A 12,844-nucleotide genomic window follows, 5' to 3' on the forward strand; every position below is an offset into this window, starting at 1 on the left:
TATCGATAGGGCAGTCTAGGAGTCGCTCAAATGCGCGGTCAATTAGGGTTTTCCGAAGAATCGAATTTTCTTATTTGTATTTCCGTTGATTCGAATTTCTTGGTAAAAATGATGCCAGGTATTTTGAATGTTGGAATTCAATAATGAAGAAATCTGAGACAACGGACGATTCCAGCGGCCAGGGCGTGCTGCAACGCGCGTTTGCGGTGCTGCGGGTGTTGGCGGACGCCAAAGGGGAAAAGCTTCGGTTGACCGATATCGCCGCGCGCACCGGCCAGGCGCAAGCCACGGTGCATCGCGTGCTGCAAGGATTGATGCAGGAAGGCGTGGTGGAGCAGCCCGCGCAAAGCAAGGGCTATCAACTCAGCGTGGCCTTCTTTGCGTTGGCGGCGGCGGCGGGCACACATCAGTCCAGCCTGCGTTCGCTGTACCGACCGGCCCTGCTGCGCCTGTCGGGCATGTTGAACGACACCATCTTCCTGCTGGTGCGCAGCGGCTTTGACGCGGTGTGCGTAGACCGCGTGGACGGCGCGTTTCCGGTCCGCTCGCATACTGGCGACATCGGCGGGCGGGTGCCGCTGGGCATGGGCCAGGGGGGACTGGTGCTGCTGGCCAGCCTGCCGGAAGCGGAACGTGAAGAGGTCATCCGCTTCAACATCCCCCGACTGCACCATCTGGGTTTCGTCGACGAAATCTCGATGCGCGTACGCATCCAGGAGTGCCTGCAACTGCGCTACGCGCGCAGCCAGGGGCAGGGCGTCTTTCCGAATATCGCGGGGCTGGCAGTGCCGGTGCATGACCGCAACGGCGTCACGGTGGCGGCGTTGAGCGTGGCCGCCCCCATCGAACGCATCAACGATGAGCGGCTGCCGTTGATCGTGGAAATGCTGCGTCGGGAAGCCGACGCAGTCGGTGCGCAGATCAACCCGTTCGACCCGGCGCTGCGGCGGCCCAGTCAGTACCTGGGCGCCGGCAACGGCGGCTGAGGGAAACGGGCGCGGCGCGCCTTAAGTCGGATAGGTGCCCGGCAGCAGGATGCTGCGGTCGCCGACCTCGATGTTGCGGCGGCCGCACAGCGCCATCGTCGTATCCATTTCCTTGTACAGCAGCTCCAGCACGCGGGTCACGCCCGCCTGGCCGTAAGCGCCCAGGCCATACAGGAAGGCGCGGCCGATCATGGTGCCGCGCGCGCCCAGCGCCACCGCCTTCAGGATGTCCTGGCCGGAACGGATGCCGCCGTCCATCCAGACTTCGATCTTCGAGCCCACCGCGTCCGCGATGGCCGGCAACGCCGCGATCGAGGACATGGCGCCGTCAAGCTGGCGCCCGCCGTGGTTGCTGACGATCAGCGCATCGGCGCCGCTATTGGCGGCCAGCTGTGCGTCTTCCACGTCGAGGATGCCCTTGATGATGAGCTTGCCGCCCCAGCGCTGCTTGATCCATTCCACATCGTCCCAGCTCAGGCGCGGGTCGAATTGTTCGGCCGTCCACGACGACAGCGAGGACAGGTCGCTGACGCCTTTGGCGTGTCCGACGATGTTGCCGAACGTGCGGCGCTTGGTGCCCAGCATGCCCATGCACCAGCGCGGCTTGGTCGCCAGGTTGATCAGGTTGCGCAGCGTGGGCTTGGGCGGCGTAGACAGGCCGTTCTTGATGTCCTTGTGACGCTGCCCCAGGATTTGCAGGTCCAGCGTCAGCACCAGCGCCGAGCAGCCGGCGGCCTTGGCGCGGTCGATCAGGTTGGCCACGAATTCGCGGTCGCGCATCACGTAGAGCTGGAACCAGAACGGCTTTTTCGTGGCCTGTGCCACGTCTTCCAGCGAGCAGATGCTCATCGTGGATAACGTGAAGGGCACGCCGAAATCCGCTGCCGCCTTGGCCGCCAGGATCTCGCCGTCGGCATGCTGCATGCCGGTCAGGCCGGTAGGCGAAATCGCCAGCGGCATCACCACGTCGTGGCCCACCATCGTGGTGCGCAACGACCGGCCTTCCATGTTCACCGCGACCCGCTGGCGCAATTTGATCTTCTGGAAATCACTTTCATTGGCGCGGTAGGTGCCTTCGGTCCAGGCGCCGGAATCGGCGTAGTCGTAGAACATGCGCGGCACGCGCTTTTGCGCAACGGCGCGCAGATCTTCGATGCAGGTGATCGTAGAAAGGTTAGCGGTCATGAGAGGTCTGAGGAGTGGTAGAGGTGCGCCAGCTGCGTTTCGTATTTTTAGAATCTGGAGCCGCCGGCTGCGGGCGGCCTGGCCGCAACGTCTGGTGACAGGCCCTGCGACGCCGCCCAGTATACGCGCCGAGGCCGGCAAGCGTCGCTTGCCGGCCCCGTTCGCCCCCCCTCTGACCGGGGCTCTTTCGGCCCCTGTCCACCCAAGCTATCGCGGCCAGACTTTGCTGACCGCGCGGATCGTCGCCCACGCCACCCAACGTGGGCTGGTCAGACGCGCGCCGGGCAGGCGGCGCATCACGTCCACCGCCAGCCCGCCGCGCTTGTGCCACTGCTTCTTGCGCGTCTGGCTGTCGGTCCAGCGGCCTTCCAGCCACGGAAATTCACGACGACCCGGCTTGTAGATCGGCGGCGTGTTGTAGATCAGGATGTAGGCCAGACGCGGCGACGGCGACGTGTTGGGCCCCGTGAAGTGCAGCGTGCGCGCGTCATGCACGGTGATGCCGCCCGGATCCAGCGGTTCGGCCACCGCCTGATCGCGCCGGAAATCGCCGCAGCATTCCAGCGGATGCAGGGTCTTGTCGCCGCCCGGCGAGCGGTGTTCCAGCACGTCCCATTTGTTCGAGCCGGGAATGAACTGCATGCAGCCGTTCTCGACGGTCGCCGGTTGCAGCGCCAGCCAGATGCTCAGTTCGTTATAGACAAAGTCCGGCGAGCGGAACGCCTCGTCCTGGTGCCACGGCGTTTCCGGGCCGAAGGGGCCGGGCTTGAGCAGCGCGTGCTCGCCATACAGCGCCGCCTCTTCGCCCAGCAGCTGCCGCGCCAGGTCCAGCGTGCGCTCGTGGTAAGCCGTCTTGAGCAGACCGGGGGCATAATGTCGCGGATCGTGCAGGCTGGGAAACTTCGCGGGCTTGGACGGATCGTCCCGGCTGACGAAGTCGTACTGCGCGCCCTCGTTGTATCCCGTCTTGTTCGCGAACAGGTCCAGCAGGGTGCGGCGGATATAGCCCACCTCGTCCTGCGGGCACATATCCTTCAGGGCCAGGTAACCCTGGTCCCTGTAGCGCGCTGTCTCAGCTTCCGACAACAAACTGGTCTCTTCCATAATGGCTTCTCCAAGCTCTGGTAGCGGGTGTTCCCGTTGGCACGTTTTGACATGAGCACTAACGTATCGCTTCGATGCCCACGGGGCCTATAGACCATCCGCTGTAGCCATATCCGCCTACTCATCCCATTGGCGGCGCATCATCCGAAGGAACATCCATGCAAGACCCTAAAACCGACCCCCATATCGAAACCGTTCTCGTGTCAGTCAGCGGCACGGTGCAAGGCGTGGGGTACCGCCACGCCACCGTGCGACGCGCCCACATGCTGGGCGTGACGGGCTGGGTGCAGAACTTGCTGGACGGCACGGTCGAAGCCCTGGTGCAGGGCACGCCCGACCAGGTGGATCACATGCTTGAGTGGTTGCGGCGCGGCCCGCCGGGCGCGTCGGTACAGGAGATCACGACGCGCCGGGAGTACACCGACAAGCGTTACATCCGCTTTGAGCAGGTGTAGGCAAACCGGCAGGATCGGGCTGAAGGGCTAGTTCGGTCAGCCGAGGGATGGGTGCAGATTGACGGGGTCAGCGGTTGCGCAGCCAGCGCCCGCCTACCTGGTTGATGATGAGGCCGGCCAGCACGCATCCCGCCCCGACCCATTGCAAGGGTTGCAAGCGCTCGCCGAAAGCCATCGATGCCGCCCACAGGCCCACCACGGGAACCAGCAGCGAGAACGGCGCGATCCTGGCCGCCGGATGCCGAGTCAAAAGGCGTGTCCACAGCGTGTAGGCCACCAGCGTCGCCAACACCGCCAGGTACAGCACAGACAGCGCTTCGCCCCAGCCGATGCCGGTAACCATGCCGACCACCGGCTCCCAGCCATCGATCAGCACGGCCAGCAGCAAGAACGGCAGCACCGGCGCGGCGCTGCTCCAGGCAATGAAGGCAAAGGGGTCGTAGCCGGGCGCCTTGCGGCTGGCCAGCCGGACGATCATGTTGGACGCTGCCCACATGAAAGCGCCCCCCAGCGTCAGCGCAAAGCCCAGCATCGTCATCTGGCCCGGCCCTTCGCCGCGCCCACCGGCGATCACCGCCAGCCCCAACGCGGCCACGCCCAGCCCGATCCAGTGATGCCGCCGCGCGCGCTCGCCCAATACCGGCGCGGCCAGCAGCAGCGTGAAGAAAGCCTGCGTCTGAATGACCAGCGAGGCCATGCCGGCCGGCATGCCGAACTTGAGCGCGGTGAACAGGAGGCCGAATTGCCCCAGCCCCTGAACCAGCCCATAGGCCGCGATCCAATGCCACGGCAGCTGTGGCCGGCGCACGAAAAGAATCAGGGGAAAGGCCGCCAGCGCGAATCGCAGCGCGCCCAGCATCATGGGGGACAAGCCCCGCATGCCGACCTTCATGACAACGAAATTAAGGCCCCAGATGACCACGACCGCCAGCGCGCAGAAATAGTCTTTTCGGGATAGGTGAGTCGTGGACATGCGGCATTATCGCACCGCCGGCGGGGGCGCCGGCGCGGCGGATCAACGCTTGGCGAGCACCGTTGCAAAGGCCCGCACGGCGGCGTCGATGTCCTCGTCTTCGATATGGCGATGGGTCACGCAGCGCAGGCGCGTGCGGCCCCAGGGGCGGGTCAAGAGCCCCTCCGCCTGCAAGGCGGCGACCCACTGCGTGTTGGTCATGCCGGTATCAGCGGTCTCGACCTGCACGATGTTGGTTTGCGGCACCGTGGCCGACAGCGCCGGCGCCAGCTGGTTGATGCCATCGCTCAGGCGGCGCGCCCGCAGATGGTCTTCGACCAGGCGGCTTGTCATCGTCTGCACGCCCTCAAGACCGGCCGCCGCCATGATGCCGGACTGGCGCTGCGTGCCGCCCAGCATGCGGCGCAAGGTACGCGCCTTGGCCATGACCGCCTTGCTGCCCACCAGCACCGCGCCCACCGGCGCGCTCAGTCCCTTGGACAGGCACAGCGACACGGTATCGGCGTGCTGCGTGATCTGCGCGGCGGGCACCCCCAGTGCAACGGCCGCGTTGAACAGACGCGCACCATCCAGGTGCACCGGAATGCCGGCGGCATTGGCCATGCCGTAGACGGCATGCATGTGCGCAAGCGGCAGCACCGCGCCGCCCGCATTGTTGTGCGACGTTTCCATCGCCACCAGCGAAGTCTTCAATCGATGGCCGCCCGACAGCAACGCCTCTTCCAGCCGGTTCAGGTCCATCGCGCCGTCCGTGCCGGACACGCCCTGGTAGAAAAGGCCGGTGAACGTGGCCGCGCCGCGTTCCGACGTGTACATGTGGGCGGAAGATTCCAGCACCACCTGTTCGTTGCGCTGCGTTTGCGCCAGCACGGCCAGCAGGTTGGCCATCGTACAGCTGGGCACGAACAGCCCCGCTTCCTTGCCCAGTCGCGCGGCCACGTGGGCTTCCAGCGCGCGCACCGAGGGGTCGCCGTCCAGGCCGTCGTCGCCGATCGGCGCGGTGCGCATGCGTTCGTACATGGCCGCGGTAGGGTGGGTGACCGTGTCGCTGCGCAGGTCGACAGGAACGGTCGGGAGGTCGGCGGGAGTCCGCTGGGTCATGGGCTTCAATGCTGCAAAATTTTGGAAAGAAACTGGCGCGTGCGCGGGGCACGCTCCTCGACACTGCCGAAGAACGCGTCTTTGGCGCAGTCTTCAACAATCTTGCCGCCGTCCATGAAGATCACACGGTCGGCGACGCGGCGGGCAAACCCCATTTCATGGGTCACCACCATCATCGTCATGCCTTCGCTGGCCAGGTCCGTCATGACGTCCAGCACTTCGTTGACCATCTCGGGGTCCAGCGCCGAGGTGGGCTCGTCAAACAGCATCACCACCGGGTCCATCGACAACGCGCGCGCAATCGCCACGCGCTGCTGCTGGCCGCCCGACAGTTCGCCGGGGTACTTGTCCTTGTGCGCCGACAGGCCCACGCGTTCCAGCAGCGTCAACGCCCGCTCGCGCGCCTCTTGCTTGCCGCGCCCCAGCACCTTGGTCTGGCCCAGGCACAGGTTCTCGGTCACGGACAGATGCGGGAACAGCTCGAAATGCTGGAACACCATGCCGGCCACCGAGCGCAGCTTGGGCAGGTTGGTGCGCGGATCGCCCACCGATATGCCGTTGACCGTGATGTCGCCCTGCTGGAAGGGTTCCAGCGCGTTCACGGTCTTGATGAGCGTGGACTTGCCGGACCCGGAGGGCCCGCACACGACCACGACTTCACCCTTGCCCACTTTCGTGGTGCAGTCGTCCAGCACCTGAAAGGCGCCGTACCACTTGCTGACCTGGTTGATTTCGATCATCGGAGGAGTCGAAGACAATTGCATCGTTAAACCCTATCGCAGCACACGGGTGCGCTTTTCCAACAGTTTGACCAGGCGGGACGCCGTGAAGCAGATCACGAAATACACCACCGCCACGAATAGGTAGAGCTCGACCAGCCGGCCGTCGCGCTGGCCGATCTTGGAAGCCGCGCCCAGGAAGTCCGTCAGCGACAGCACATACACCAGCGAGGTGTCCTGGAACAGGATGATCACGCGCGTCAACAGCGCCGGCACCATGTTGCGAAACGCCTGCGGCAACACCACATAGCGCATGCCCTGCCACGGCGTAAGTCCAATGGCCATGCTGGCCGACACCTGGCCGCGCGCGATGGACTGGATGCCCGCACGCATGATTTCGCAGAAGTACGCGGCCTCGAACATCGTGAAGGTGATCACCGCGGAATTGAACGCCCCCACGCGCAGCGGCGTCGGCGAACCCACGACCCAGGCCGCGATGTACGGCACCAGGAAATAGAACCAGAAGATCACCAGCAGCAGCGGGATCGAACGCATCACGTTCACGTAGATGCCCGCCGGCACCGACAGGATCTTGAAGCGCGACAGCCGCATCATCGCCAACAGCGTGCCCAGCGCCAGGCCCATCACGGCGGCCAGCGCCGTGAGCGTCAAGGTGAACGTCATGCCCGTCTGGAACAGATAGGGCAGCGCGGTCCAGATGACGTCGAAATCGAATTTACCCATCGCGATTTCCTAGCGGCCCAGCGCGGCGGTGGTGACGGCGGCCGCGCCTTTCCTGGCGCTTGAACCGATCAGGCCCGGCACCGCGATGTGCCGCTCAAGCAGCCGCATGCCCAGCACGACCATGCCATTCAGGATCAGGTAGATGACCGTCGCAGCGGAAAACGCCTCGAAGATATGGAACGTGAATTCCTGCATGGAGCGCGCCTGCCCCGTCAGTTCAAGCAGGCCGATCGTCAGCGCCACCGAGGAATACTTGATGGTGCCCATGAACTCGGAGGTCAAGGGCGGCAGCACGATGCGAAACGCTTCGGGCAGGATGATGTATCGGTAGACCTGGCCCTCGGTCAGCCCCAGCGCGGTGCCCGCCTGGAACTGGCCGCGCGGCAGCGACTGGATGCCGGCGCGCAATTGTTCCGCCACGCGGGCCGACCCATAAAAGCCCAGGCACAGCACGGCGGGCACGAATTGCCCCCACGGCTGCGGCATCTGCTTCATCGCCAGGCCCCACGCATGGGGCAGCAATTCAGGCAGCACGAAATACCACAGGAACATCTGCACCAGCAGCGGCACATTGCGGAACAGCTCGACGTAGGTGGCGCCCAATACGTTCTTCACGCGCGACTGCGCGGTACGCATCACGCCCAGCCACGACCCCAGCAACAGCGAGAACACCCACGCCGTCAACGCCAGCGCCAAGGTCCAGCCCACGCCGATCAGGATGGTTTCCAGGAAGGTGTGCACCCCGTCCGGGGACATCTCCAGGAAGACGCTCCAACTCCAGTTGTAATTCATACCCGTGCCCTAGATGGCGGCGCCGCGCGCGACGCCTTACCCCAAAATCGCCGCGGGACGCCTGGGCGTCCCGCGGACTACCTGCTGATTACTCGTACACCTTGGGGTCGCCCGAATCGGTCGGGTTGGCCAGCGCGCGCTTGAGCGCATCGCTCATCGGATACTTCAGGTTGATCTGCTTCGGGGGAATCGGCGAATTGAAGTACTTGTCGTAGATCGCCGCGACCTTGCCGGTCTTGATCAGGTCGATCACGGCCTCGTCGACCACCTTCTTGAAGGCGGGGTCGTCCTTGGGTTCCATGATGCCGTAGGGCGCCATTTCCAGGCCCTTCTTGCCGATCACGAACGCGTCGGGATTCTTGGACGAGGCGACGGCGCCATAGGCGATGCCGTCATCATTGGCCGAACCTGCGGCGCGGCCCGACTCCACCATCAGGATGGTCTCGGCCGTGTCCTTGGTGGGCGCCATCGTGATGCCCAGGTTGCCCTTGGCGTTCAGCCCGGAGATCAAACGGAAGGTCTGGCCGCCAGCCTGAGCGGCGATGGTCTTGCCGCGAAACGATTCCAGGTTGTTGGGATCCACGCCGCCATCCTTGCGCGCCACCAGCACCACTTGCGCCACGAAGGTCGTGGGCGCGAACGAGACCAGCTTGTGGCGGTCCAGGTTGTTGGTGGTGTTGCCGCATTCCAGGTCGATGGTGCCGTTGGCCAACAGCGGAATGCGCGTGGCCGACGTCGTCGGGTTGTAGCGCACTTCCAGCTTGGGCAGCTTCAACGCGGCCTTGATGTGCTGGGCGACTTCCTGGCAGATCTCCACCGTGTAGCCGATCGGCTTCTGATTGCCGTCCAGATAGGCGAACGGCACCGACGTTTCGGGGTGGCCGATGGTGATCACGCCGGTTTCACGGATCTTGTCCAGGCGGCTGGGGCCTTCGGCGTGAGCGGTGGCCGCGCTGCCCAACATGGCGGCAGCGACGGAGATCGCGGCAAATGCTTTCATCTGATTCCCTTGGCGCCGTGCGATCGGCGCGTATTTGTAGTCACGATCGGCGGCGCCAGTCTGGCCAGCGTCCGCCACGTCCCGCGATGAGCCCCGCGGCTGGCAAAAAGTATCAACTAGCAGTATGGTTTTATCCAGTTCCAATCAGGTATTCCTCTATACGGATTTGATATGGCCATTCCACGGATGGGCTTGAGACACATCGAAGCGTTCCGCGCCGTCATGATGACCGGCTCGATGACGGCCGCAGCACGGCGCGTGCACACCTCGCAGCCGCACGTTAGCCGCTTAATAGCGCAATTGGAAGCGATCACCCAGTTTCCCTTGTTCGACCGCAATGGCAGCCGCCTGAGCCCCACGCAGGACGGGTCGCGCTTCTTTCAGGAGGTGGAGAAAACCTTCATCGGCCTGGCCGGCCTGGAGTCGGCGGCGGCCAGCATCCGCTCGTTCAGCGCCAGCCGCTTGAGCGTGGCGGCCATGCCCCGGCTGGCGGGCGGCATGCTCGCGCGCATCGTCGCCGCCTTCAAGACCGAGTACCCGGACGTGATGGTGTCCATCCATTCCGGCAACGCCAGCGCGGTGCACAACTGGATCAGCTCTGGCTTTTGCGACACGGGGCTGGCCATGCTGTCCGGCGAGAGCCCCGGCATCCAGGTCGAGCCCGTGCTGACCATGAGCTGCGTGGCGGTGCTGCCCAAGGGCCACCGGCTGACCAAGCTGAAAAAGCTCAAGCCCGCCGACTTCGCGGGCGAGCCCTTCATCGCCTTTCCCAGCGCCACCCCGCTGCGCGAGAAGATCGACGCCGTCTTCAAGGCCGCCAAGGTGGAACGGCAGACGGTGGCCGAAGCGGGGCTGGGCTCGTCCGTCTGCGCGCTGGTGGGCGCGGGGCTTGGCGTGGCGCTGATCAACCCGCTGGCCGCGCGCGAGGAATACGAGGCCAACGGCGTGGAAGTGCGTCCGTTCAGCCCCTCGGTGCCGGTGACGGTTTCACTGCTGTACCCGCCGTATCACACGCGCACGCGGCTGGTCAGCGTGTTCTCGCGGTACGCGCATCAGTTGATGCTGGAGGAAATGGGGGACTTGAAGGCGCGGCCGACGCGGTAGGGGCGCGCTTGCCACGGCGCAACGCGGCGGAAATGACAATTTTGGAAGACTCGTCCTTCAATGCCTTTTTCATTTATGGTTCTGCCAACGTGCGCGTGACGAGAGCAGACGCAGACGCACGCAGCGGCCGCGCCTGGCGGTCCCTTATTACTCAAGCTATCCCACGGCGATTTCCTCTCCATCCATCAATGACCAACCCTCTACCCGAAAGATCGTGGCCTTCCAGAATCCGCACGGCCGGCCGCGTCGCCGTATCCGGTGTGCGCAGCCTGTTCGGTAGCAGTCCGTCCGACGACTGGTTAAAGCGTTGGTTGCCGGTAGTGGCCCCCTTGGCCAGGCAAGGCGTCGTTCTTGAATTGGGCTGCGGCCGCGGCGAAGACACCGCCTTGCTCTGTGACGCAGGCTTGAACGTCTGCGCCGTCGACTTGTCCGTGAAGTGGCTGGAGCTTGCCCGAGGGCGCGCCCCCAAGGCCACGTTCCATTGCCAAGACCTGCGCGATCCCTTTCCCATAGCGCAGACAAACGTAGTCATCGCCAGCCTGTCGCTGCATTACTTCGACTGGGCGCAAACCCTGCAAATCATCGGGCGGATCCAGGCAACCCTGACGCCCGGCGGCATCCTCTTGTGCCGGCTCAACTCCACCCGCGACACCCACTTCGGCGCGCGCGGTCACGAAGAGATCGAGCCGGACTTCTATCGCGTCAACGGCCAGACCAAGCGCTTTTTCAACGAGCCTGCGATACGCGCGGCCTTCGACGGATGGAAAGTGCGACACATCGAGGAATGCCTGTCGTATCGGTATGTGCTGCCCAAGCACGTCTGGGAAGTCGTGCTGGAACGGCCGTGAATCCGCACCACTTGGCGGATTGAGGTCTCGCGCGGTCGGGTCCGGGGTCCGGGCCAGCCCCGGCAGCGCCAAAACAAAGGGGCTGCAAAAGCAAGCCCCTTTCATGAACACCGGTTCCTGAACGCTTTGTAGGATCCCATCAGCATTTAGATGTCACGTGCCGTCGCCCTAAGGCCATCTAACATCTGGTAGGTCGTACCAGATCGAACCGTACCATTTCGTTAGATTTTCCTATGCCTGTTCTCCGCACTCCTTACGGCTACACGGGCCCCTAGGAGCGGACATTTTGAGGCGTGCCTCCGCAGTTGACAGCCGGGGTCCCGCTCGGCTCAATCGCCTTGGGTGCGGCAGGCTCGCAATTCAGTTCCTTCCAGAGCTTTTCTGCCTCGGCCGCGCCTGAAGATGCGCGAATGACAATAGCCAGCCCGACAAGAGTGGGGAGAATCAAGAGCAAAGCTAGCAACCTCTGCTGCTTCACGAGCGAGTGCACCTGATCTTTCATGCTGCCACTTGCTAACGCCCTGCATAGGTCGAGCAGCTCCGACTTTCGAAAGCCTGTTTTCTCCATAAGATCTGGACTGTCCGCAGCGCATTCCGTGGTAGCGAAAGCCCAGTCTTCGCCCCATAGAGTCATGTTTCTTACCGTCTTCGCGTCCGTCTTGAACCAGACATTCGACTCTTTCATGTGAAAGTACCCGTAGGGCGAAGCGAGCAAGGAACCAGCGAATATAAAGAAGGTTCCCAACACGACGACGATGAGGAATACGGCCGGTTTCCACATCTTTTTCGGCCTGCGCACGACCGCCGAATTGCGCACATCAACCCAGCGCCACAGAGTCTTCAGCTTCAACATCCCGACGTTGTTGGCTTTCGCCCAGCTATCAAGCTTGTGCAGGTCGGCCAAGGATTGCAACGGCATGCGATAGAAAAACCTAAAGATCTCCAGGTCGCGACTTTCCTGTTGGATTTTTTTCAGCACTGAATCTTGGGCTTCGCGCCGACCTGCTGCAATTCGCCAAAGTCGGTCCAAAAGAAAGTGCGCGGATCCCGCACGCGCCCGGATCCAAAGGCATAGCAGTAAAAAAAGCCCTGCCCAAAGAACGGGCGCGATCCAGGGGGCCTGGACAAGAGGGTTAAACAGTTCAAGCATCTATCTTCCTTGCTCTGAGGGACAAGAGCCCAGATGCTAACTAGCTTCGCAATAACCCATTCCGTCGAAAAACAAGCAACTGCCCGTGGCTTCGCGCGGGCAGCTCACTATCCCTCACGAGATCCGCAAACGCTTTATGCTCAATTCGGAAATGAGCGCTACTTCGTCCTCCAGAAGGACGGAGCACTTACATAGGCTTTGATAAGCCATCCCTAGCAAACAGTAGCGATGCGGTGAGCCAGATTCCACGTCCCGGGCTTCTCAACTTTCTGGAGCGCTGCCGGGAGCTGCTCCCCCGCATCGTGGTGTTCACCACGGTGAATGAGTCACGATTTCGCGCGATCGCCGACTTGCTCATCCAAGAGCATGCGGCACCGGCTTGGTTCGCCCAACTTGAGTACGTGTCTTGGGCAGGAGCTACAAAAGATTTGGCATTGATTCCCAATGCCGCTGCTGAGGACTGCTTGCTCCTCGACGACTTTGAGGCATACGTACACCCGGGACAGCACGCTCAATGGATTTGCATTGAAAGCTTTGCGCACCCATATGAAGCTTCCGATACGGAACTCACGTAGGCACTGGAAGTGCTTCGAATACGGTTGAGCCTGTAGTCAAAAATGGGTTCCAGCAAAAGCCGGCTATCAAGTCATCACATTGCCCCCTCGCCATCAATAAAAAAACCC

General features: G+C 63.3%; 14 protein-coding genes. 5 read left to right on the plus strand and 9 right to left on the minus strand.

Features of this window, described 5'->3' with window-relative positions; all coding sequences use genetic code 11:
* Positions 1-143 precede the first annotated feature (143 nt).
* Positions 144-986: an IclR family transcriptional regulator gene (locus tag API01S_RS22760; protein WP_006216645.1), complete on the plus strand. Its 843-nt coding sequence runs from the start codon at positions 144-146 to the stop codon at positions 984-986.
* Positions 987-1,007: 21 nt separating this feature from the next.
* Here API01S_RS22760 and API01S_RS22765 read toward each other — a convergent pair whose 3' ends face one another.
* Both API01S_RS22765 and API01S_RS22770 read right to left on the minus strand, forming a co-directional pair.
* Positions 1,008-2,171 (minus strand): alpha-hydroxy acid oxidase, encoded by a 1,164-nt coding sequence (locus tag API01S_RS22765; protein WP_006216644.1) that lies wholly within the window; start codon positions 2,169-2,171, stop codon positions 1,008-1,010.
* Between the two features lie 207 nt (positions 2,172-2,378).
* Positions 2,379-3,275, minus strand: a complete 897-nt coding sequence (locus API01S_RS22770) for a phytanoyl-CoA dioxygenase family protein (RefSeq protein WP_006216642.1) — start codon at positions 3,273-3,275, stop codon at positions 2,379-2,381.
* Between the two features lie 158 nt (positions 3,276-3,433).
* Here API01S_RS22770 and API01S_RS22775 point away from each other — a divergent pair, with 158 nt between their 5' ends.
* Positions 3,434-3,730, plus strand: a complete 297-nt coding sequence (locus tag API01S_RS22775) for an acylphosphatase (RefSeq protein WP_006216641.1) — start codon at positions 3,434-3,436, stop codon at positions 3,728-3,730.
* Between the two features lie 67 nt (positions 3,731-3,797).
* On the opposite strand, the gene API01S_RS22780 is transcribed toward API01S_RS22775, so the two are convergent.
* The 6 genes from API01S_RS22780 to API01S_RS22805 all read right to left on the minus strand — a co-directional run bounded on the left by API01S_RS22780 (position 3,798) and on the right by API01S_RS22805 (position 9,059).
* Positions 3,798-4,703, minus strand: a complete 906-nt coding sequence (locus tag API01S_RS22780) for an O-acetylserine/cysteine exporter (RefSeq protein WP_006216640.1) — start codon at positions 4,701-4,703, stop codon at positions 3,798-3,800.
* Between the two features lie 42 nt (positions 4,704-4,745).
* Complete coding sequence (locus tag API01S_RS22785; RefSeq protein WP_061306195.1) at positions 4,746-5,804, minus strand: threonine aldolase family protein; 1,059 nt, start codon at positions 5,802-5,804, stop codon at positions 4,746-4,748.
* 5 nt (positions 5,805-5,809) lie between these two features.
* Entirely contained in the window at positions 5,810-6,544 is a 735-nt protein-coding gene (locus API01S_RS22790) for an amino acid ABC transporter ATP-binding protein (RefSeq protein ID WP_039882557.1), read from the minus strand.
* A 33-nt stretch (positions 6,545-6,577) separates the two neighbouring features.
* Positions 6,578-7,267 carry an amino acid ABC transporter permease gene (locus tag API01S_RS22795; protein WP_006216637.1) on the minus strand — a complete coding sequence of 230 codons (690 nt, stop codon included), beginning with the start codon at positions 7,265-7,267 and terminating at the stop codon, positions 6,578-6,580.
* Positions 7,268-7,276: 9 nt separating this feature from the next.
* Complete coding sequence (locus API01S_RS22800; protein WP_061306196.1) at positions 7,277-8,059, minus strand: amino acid ABC transporter permease; 783 nt, start codon at positions 8,057-8,059, stop codon at positions 7,277-7,279.
* 88 nt (positions 8,060-8,147) lie between these two features.
* The gene (locus tag API01S_RS22805; RefSeq protein ID WP_039883735.1) at positions 8,148-9,059 is read right to left on the minus strand and encodes an amino acid ABC transporter substrate-binding protein; all 912 of its coding nucleotides are present in this window, start codon (positions 9,057-9,059) and stop codon (positions 8,148-8,150) included.
* 171 nt (positions 9,060-9,230) lie between these two features.
* Here API01S_RS22805 and API01S_RS22810 point away from each other — a divergent pair, with 171 nt between their 5' ends.
* Complete coding sequence (locus tag API01S_RS22810; protein ID WP_061306197.1) at positions 9,231-10,163, plus strand: LysR substrate-binding domain-containing protein; 933 nt, start codon at positions 9,231-9,233, stop codon at positions 10,161-10,163.
* Between the two features lie 188 nt (positions 10,164-10,351).
* Positions 10,352-11,011 (plus strand): class I SAM-dependent methyltransferase, encoded by a 660-nt coding sequence (locus API01S_RS22815; RefSeq protein WP_254598433.1) that lies wholly within the window; start codon positions 10,352-10,354, stop codon positions 11,009-11,011.
* Positions 11,012-11,282: 271 nt separating this feature from the next.
* Here API01S_RS22815 and API01S_RS22820 read toward each other — a convergent pair whose 3' ends face one another.
* Positions 11,283-12,161, minus strand: a complete 879-nt coding sequence (locus tag API01S_RS22820) for a DUF6216 family protein (RefSeq protein ID WP_061306199.1) — start codon at positions 12,159-12,161, stop codon at positions 11,283-11,285.
* 233 nt (positions 12,162-12,394) lie between these two features.
* Here API01S_RS22820 and API01S_RS22825 point away from each other — a divergent pair, with 233 nt between their 5' ends.
* Positions 12,395-12,736, plus strand: coding sequence for an NIF family HAD-type phosphatase (locus tag API01S_RS22825; RefSeq protein WP_217481356.1), 342 nt, complete (start codon positions 12,395-12,397; stop codon positions 12,734-12,736).
* Positions 12,737-12,844: the final 108 nt, after the last annotated feature.

The organism is Achromobacter piechaudii NBRC 102461 (assembly GCF_001571245.1).
Classification (GTDB): Bacteria; Pseudomonadota; Gammaproteobacteria; order Burkholderiales; family Burkholderiaceae_B; genus Achromobacter; species Achromobacter piechaudii.

Coding starts and splice junctions, on each gene's coding strand:
- API01S_RS22760 (WP_006216645.1), top strand. CDS start 144: ATGAAGAAATCTGAGACAACGGACGATTCCAGCGGCCAGGGCGTGCTG.
- API01S_RS22765 (WP_006216644.1), bottom strand. CDS start 2,171: ATGACCGCTAACCTTTCTACGATCACCTGCATCGAAGATCTGCGCGCC.
- API01S_RS22770 (WP_006216642.1), bottom strand. CDS start 3,275: ATGGAAGAGACCAGTTTGTTGTCGGAAGCTGAGACAGCGCGCTACAGG.
- API01S_RS22775 (WP_006216641.1), top strand. CDS start 3,434: ATGCAAGACCCTAAAACCGACCCCCATATCGAAACCGTTCTCGTGTCA.
- API01S_RS22780 (WP_006216640.1), bottom strand. CDS start 4,703: ATGTCCACGACTCACCTATCCCGAAAAGACTATTTCTGCGCGCTGGCG.
- API01S_RS22785 (WP_061306195.1), bottom strand. CDS start 5,804: ATGACCCAGCGGACTCCCGCCGACCTCCCGACCGTTCCTGTCGACCTG.
- API01S_RS22790 (WP_039882557.1), bottom strand. CDS start 6,544: ATGATCGAAATCAACCAGGTCAGCAAGTGGTACGGCGCCTTTCAGGTG.
- API01S_RS22795 (WP_006216637.1), bottom strand. CDS start 7,267: ATGGGTAAATTCGATTTCGACGTCATCTGGACCGCGCTGCCCTATCTG.
- API01S_RS22800 (WP_061306196.1), bottom strand. CDS start 8,059: ATGAATTACAACTGGAGTTGGAGCGTCTTCCTGGAGATGTCCCCGGAC.
- API01S_RS22805 (WP_039883735.1), bottom strand. CDS start 9,059: ATGAAAGCATTTGCCGCGATCTCCGTCGCTGCCGCCATGTTGGGCAGC.
- API01S_RS22810 (WP_061306197.1), top strand. CDS start 9,231: ATGGCCATTCCACGGATGGGCTTGAGACACATCGAAGCGTTCCGCGCC.
- API01S_RS22815 (WP_254598433.1), top strand. CDS start 10,352: ATGACCAACCCTCTACCCGAAAGATCGTGGCCTTCCAGAATCCGCACG.
- API01S_RS22820 (WP_061306199.1), bottom strand. CDS start 12,161: ATGCTTGAACTGTTTAACCCTCTTGTCCAGGCCCCCTGGATCGCGCCC.